This window comes from uncultured Corynebacterium sp., from assembly GCF_946998835.1.
Classification (GTDB): Bacteria; Actinomycetota; Actinomycetes; order Mycobacteriales; family Mycobacteriaceae; genus Corynebacterium.
This window is the reverse complement of the sequence record NZ_CAMQAZ010000058.1, coordinates 1-4,752: the sequence shown is the minus strand read 5'-3', so window position 1 is coordinate 4,752 and position 4,752 is coordinate 1. Positions and strand designations below refer to the sequence as shown.

Annotated in this window: 4 protein-coding genes; all 4 read right to left on the bottom strand. The window is 52.3% G+C overall.

Annotated elements, in window-relative coordinates; translation table 11 throughout:
* Positions 1-78: 78 nt before the first annotated feature.
* The gene (nrdF, locus tag Q0U90_RS11435) at positions 79-1,104 is read right to left on the bottom strand and encodes a class 1b ribonucleoside-diphosphate reductase subunit beta (protein WP_034666259.1); all 1,026 of its coding nucleotides are present in this window, start codon (positions 1,102-1,104) and stop codon (positions 79-81) included.
* Positions 1,105-1,155: 51 nt separating this feature from the next.
* On the bottom strand, positions 1,156-3,351 hold the full coding sequence (gene nrdE, locus Q0U90_RS11430) for a class 1b ribonucleoside-diphosphate reductase subunit alpha (protein ID WP_052205721.1): 2,196 nt from the start codon (positions 3,349-3,351) through the stop codon (positions 1,156-1,158).
* A 67-nt stretch (positions 3,352-3,418) separates the two neighbouring features.
* Complete coding sequence (gene nrdI / locus Q0U90_RS11425) at positions 3,419-3,868, bottom strand: class Ib ribonucleoside-diphosphate reductase assembly flavoprotein NrdI (protein WP_052093126.1); 450 nt, start codon at positions 3,866-3,868, stop codon at positions 3,419-3,421.
* 116 nt (positions 3,869-3,984) lie between these two features.
* Complete coding sequence (locus Q0U90_RS11420) at positions 3,985-4,665, bottom strand: metal-dependent transcriptional regulator (RefSeq protein WP_022862719.1); 681 nt, start codon at positions 4,663-4,665, stop codon at positions 3,985-3,987.
* Between the last annotated feature and the right edge of the window lie 87 nt (positions 4,666-4,752).

The following is a 4,752-nucleotide window of genomic DNA, read 5'->3' as shown; positions in this document are numbered from 1 at the left end:
GGTTGGTTTCCTTCGCGGATGGCTTCAAACAGCGCGATGGTCTCAAGCCAGCTTCCTTGGTCTGGTCGTGGAAACGGTTTAGAAATCCCAGTCATCATCACTCGTTTCTTCAGCGGTGCCAATGACATAGGAGGAACCGGAGCCGGAGAAGAAGTCATGGTTTTCATCTGCTCCAGGTGCTAGGGCAGCGAGGATTTCCGGGTTCACTTCCGTTTCTTCAGGTGGGAAGTAGTCCGGGTAGCCCAAATTCATGAGCGCCTTATTGGCGTTATAGCGAACGAATACAGCTACATCATCCATGAGCCCCAACGGCTCATATAGCTCGCCGGAATAATCCAGCTCTAGGGCATAAAGCTCTTCGAGCAAGGAAATAGTGAAATCATGCATCTCCTGTTGCCGTTGTGGAGCAGACGTTTCCAGTCCGCGCTGGTACTTGTAGCCTGAGTAGTAACCGTGCACTGCCTTGTCACGCAGAATGAGGCGAATCATGTCTGCCGTATTTGTCAGGGTGGCGTGGACGGAAAAATGCAGGGGAAGATAGAAACCCGCGTAGAGAAGCAGCGAGGAAAGCAGCGTCGATGACACTTTGCGCTTGAGTGGATCGGGTCCAAAATAATGAGTGAGCACTTTTTTGGCGCGTGCCTGGAGAAGGTCATTATTCACCGCCCAGCGGTATGCCTCATCAATTTCTTTCGTACTGCTCAAAGTAGAAAACACTGAAGAGTAAGAACGGGCATGGACTGATTGCATGAAGGCGATGTTGGTATACACGGCCTCCTCGTGCTCGGTGCGGGCATCTTGGATCTGACAGATTTCGCCCACAGTGGCCTGGACGGTGTCCAGGGTGGTGAGTCCCGTGAACACCCGCATGGTGAGGTTGCGTTCCTCCGGTGTCATCCTCTGCCACGCCGGGAGATCGTTTGAAAGTGGAACCTTTTCTGGCAACCAAAAGTTGGCGGTGAGGCGGTTCCACACTTCAAGATCCTTCTCATCGCTCACCCGATTCCAATTGATGGCGCGGATGCGGGCTGAAGGGTCATGCCGGTAACTTGGCGGCGTAACTGAGATGCTGGTTAGCTCAGCAGTGTTTGATGTTGAAGACATAGCTTCTTTCTTTCTTGATGGATGGTTGTGAATGAAGGAAGGACCGTGTTCCTACAGAGCACAGGAAACGCAGCCTTCGACCTCGGTTCCCTGGAGTGCAGGTTGGCGTAAACGGATGTAGTACAAGGTCTTGATTCCGGCTTTCCAGGCATAGATTTGTGCCTTGTTGATGTCCCGCGTAGTGGTGTCAGCGGTGAAGAACAAAGTCAGGGAAAGCCCTTGGTCCACGTGTTGGGTGGCCATAGCGTAGGTGTCGATGATTTTTTTGTACCCCACGGTGTAGGAGTCATCGAAATACTCCAAGTTGTCGTTGGTCATTTCCGGTGCGGGGTAGTACACGCGCCCCAAGCGGCCTTCCTTGCGTATTTCAATCTTGGAGGCAATCGGGTGTATGGACGCGGTGGAGTCATTGATGTAGGAAATTGATCCAGTGGGTGGAACTGCCTGCAAGTAGGCGTTGTAGATGCCGTCTTGCATCACTTGGTTCTTGAGCCGTAGCCAATCCTCGCGTTGAGGAATCTGCACGCCAGCCTCATGGAATAGCTGTTTTACGTGGTCAGTGGCCGGCGCCCAGTCTTGGTCGATGTACTTGTCGAAGTAGACGCCAGTGGCATAGGTGGATTCTTCAAAGCCAGTGAATCGTTGACCTTTCTCAACCGCTAGCGCATGGGATGCACGGAGCGCATGATAGGTCACGGTCAGGAAATAGATATTTGTAAAGTCCAGTGCTTCGGCGCAGCCATAAGGAATACGCTTGGAAGCCAGGAAACCGTGGAGATTCATTTGGCCCAACCCGATGGCATGCATGGATGCATTACCGTGAGCGATGGAAGGAACAGCTTCGATATTTGTTAGGTCTGAGACCTTCGTGAGAGCGCGCACCGCGGTTTCAACAGTTTCCCCAAAGTCCGGTGATTCAAAAGCTTTAGCGATGTTGAGCGACCCTAGATTGCAGGAAATGTCCTGGCCAACGGTGGTGTAGTTACCTGAGGCGCCGTAGGTGGATGGCGTGTTGACCTGGAGGATCTCACTACACAGATTGGACATATTGATATGTCCTTTGAGGGGATTAGCGCGGTTGACCGTATCCTCAAAGAGTATGTAGGGGTATCCAGATTCAAACTGAAGCTCAGCCAGCGTGGTGAAAAACTCGCGGGCCTTGATAGTCGTATGAGAAATTCGCGGATTGGAAACCAGCTCGTCGTAATACTCGGTGATAGACATGTCAGACATGGCTACGCCGTACTCGCGAGCGATGTCATACGGGCTAAAAAGATGCATATCCTTGTTCTCTTTGGCCAGCTGGAAGGTTATATCTGGAATAACAACTCCCAGCGAAAGAGTCTTAATGCGGACTTTCTCATCGGCATTTTCCCGCTTGGTATCCAGGAAACGAAGAATATCTGGATGGTGCGCATGTAGGTAGACGGCTCCAGCGCCCTGTCGAGCGCCCAATTGGTTGGCATAGCTGAAGCTATCTTCCAGAATTTTCATGACTGGGACTACGCCGGAAGCTTGGTTCTCAATCTTTTTGATTGGGGCTCCGGATTCGCGCAGATTGCTCAGTAACAAGGCCACACCACCGCCGCGTTTTGAAAGCTGCAGTGCAGAGTTCACGCTGCGGCCAATGCTTTCCAAATTGTCTTCGATGCGAAGGAGGAAGCAGGAGACCATTTCGCCACGCTGGGCTTTTCCTGCGTTGAGAAAAGTAGGGGTGGCGGGCTGGAAGCGTCCGGTCATGATGTCATCCACCAGCTTCTCCGCAAGCTCTTCATCGCCCTGTGCAAGGTACAAAGCTGTGGTGGCGACGCGTTCTTCGTAGCCTTCCAGAAATCGCGAGCCATCAAAGGTTTTCAGTGCGTATGAAGTAAAGAACTTAAATGCGCCGAGGAAAGTGCGGAACTGATGCTTGGCTCGGTGGGCTCTGTCGTACATAGTGCACAGAAAATCGTCATCATAAAGCTCAAGGAATTCCCGCTCGTAGTATTCGTTATCAACCAACCACTCCAAGCGCTGCTTGGTGGATTCAAACTGATGCATGCGGGGAGTGACATGGTGCGCTAAAAAGTCTTGTGTTGCCTCAATGTCCTTGTCGAACTGGATTCTTCCCGAATCGTCGAATAGGTTCAGCTGCGCGTTGAGTGCATGGTAGCTCTTGCGCTTACCGACACCGCCGGCATCGTCTGCTGAAGCGGTGCGGGGCGTAGGGCCAATGGGCTGTGTGGGGGTGGCCTTAAGTGGCGGCATTGTGGTTTCCAATCTGTGTGTTGCGGATGTGGTCTTCATTTTGTGGGAAATCAATGGGGTGTAATTGTTAGTTGCTTTGCTGCTCCCAAAACTTGTGAAGGCCCTGCTTTACAGCGGCAACGTCCTTCTGCGTGCCGAGTAGCTCGAAGTGATACAGCTCTGGAACGTGGCACTTAGCGGAAATGATGCGGCCGGCGACGCAGTAAGCGCTTCCGAAGTTGGTATTGCCTGAGGTAATCACGCCCCGGATAAAGGAACGGTTGATTGGGTCATTGAGGAAGTCGATGACCTGTTTGGGGACTGCGCGTTTGAGCGAGCCACCGCCGTAGGTTGGAACGATGAGTACGTACGGGTGTGAAACCTGGATCATTCCGGTTTTCTTGGGCCGCAGTGGAATGCGCACTGCGGGTCTATCTAAGCGTTCGACGAATCTTTTTGTGTTTTCAGAAACGCTAGAAAAGTACACCAAATCTGGTGAGTCTGACATGACAATCCTGCTCATCCTGGCCTTAGCCATAAGTGGGATAGGTGATGATCGAAAAGATTAACTACGTACTACCGTAGTTGCAAACTACGCCGCACCGTAGTTTTTAAAAGGGCAGGTAGGGACAGGATTAATGAGAAAGGGAAAGACTACAGGCTGTGGTGTGCTACAAACACTGCGTCCGTAGCTGGGCGCCCAAGTACTACCCACTGAGTACTGTCGGCTACCTGTACTTCGAGCGATTCTGAAAAGGGCGTTCCTTCGCGCGTGGTAAGAACAGCCCCAATGACGATGCCTTGCTCTTTGAGGAAGGCCAGCAGTTGTGGGTCGGAATCAGAAATGCGTTCCACGGTCACCTGCGGTTGTGCGCCGCTGTCGGTGAGACGGTGCGCACTGGGGATAGTGACCTGTCCATCAACCGTAGGGATAGGGTCGCCGTGTGGATCCCTAGTGGGGTAATTGAGGAACTTATCCACGCGCTCTATGAGCATGTCAGACACCGCGTGTTCAAGATTTTCGGCTTCATCATGGACCTCGTCCCACGTATAATCCAATGCTTGAACCAAAAAAGACTCAAGCAATCGGTGGCGGCGCACCATGACCAATGCGTACTGCCTGCCAAGTTCGGTTAACTCCACAGAGCCATAGGGCGTGTGTGACACGAGCCCTTGCTTCGACATTTTGCGCACTGCATCGGAGACCGAGGAGAGCTTGAGTCCCAGCTGTTTCGCTATAAGTGTGGCGGTAACGGGCTCGGATGACCATTCCTTTAGCCCCCAGATAGCTTTCAAATAGTTCTGGGTACTGGTGGACAGCTCAGAAACAGACATGAGTAAATGTTAACCCAGCTTCCGTATGCGCCTTAGGCGCTGTGCCCCAACGCTCATAGCGAACAGAGGCCAAGTTTGAGAGGAATG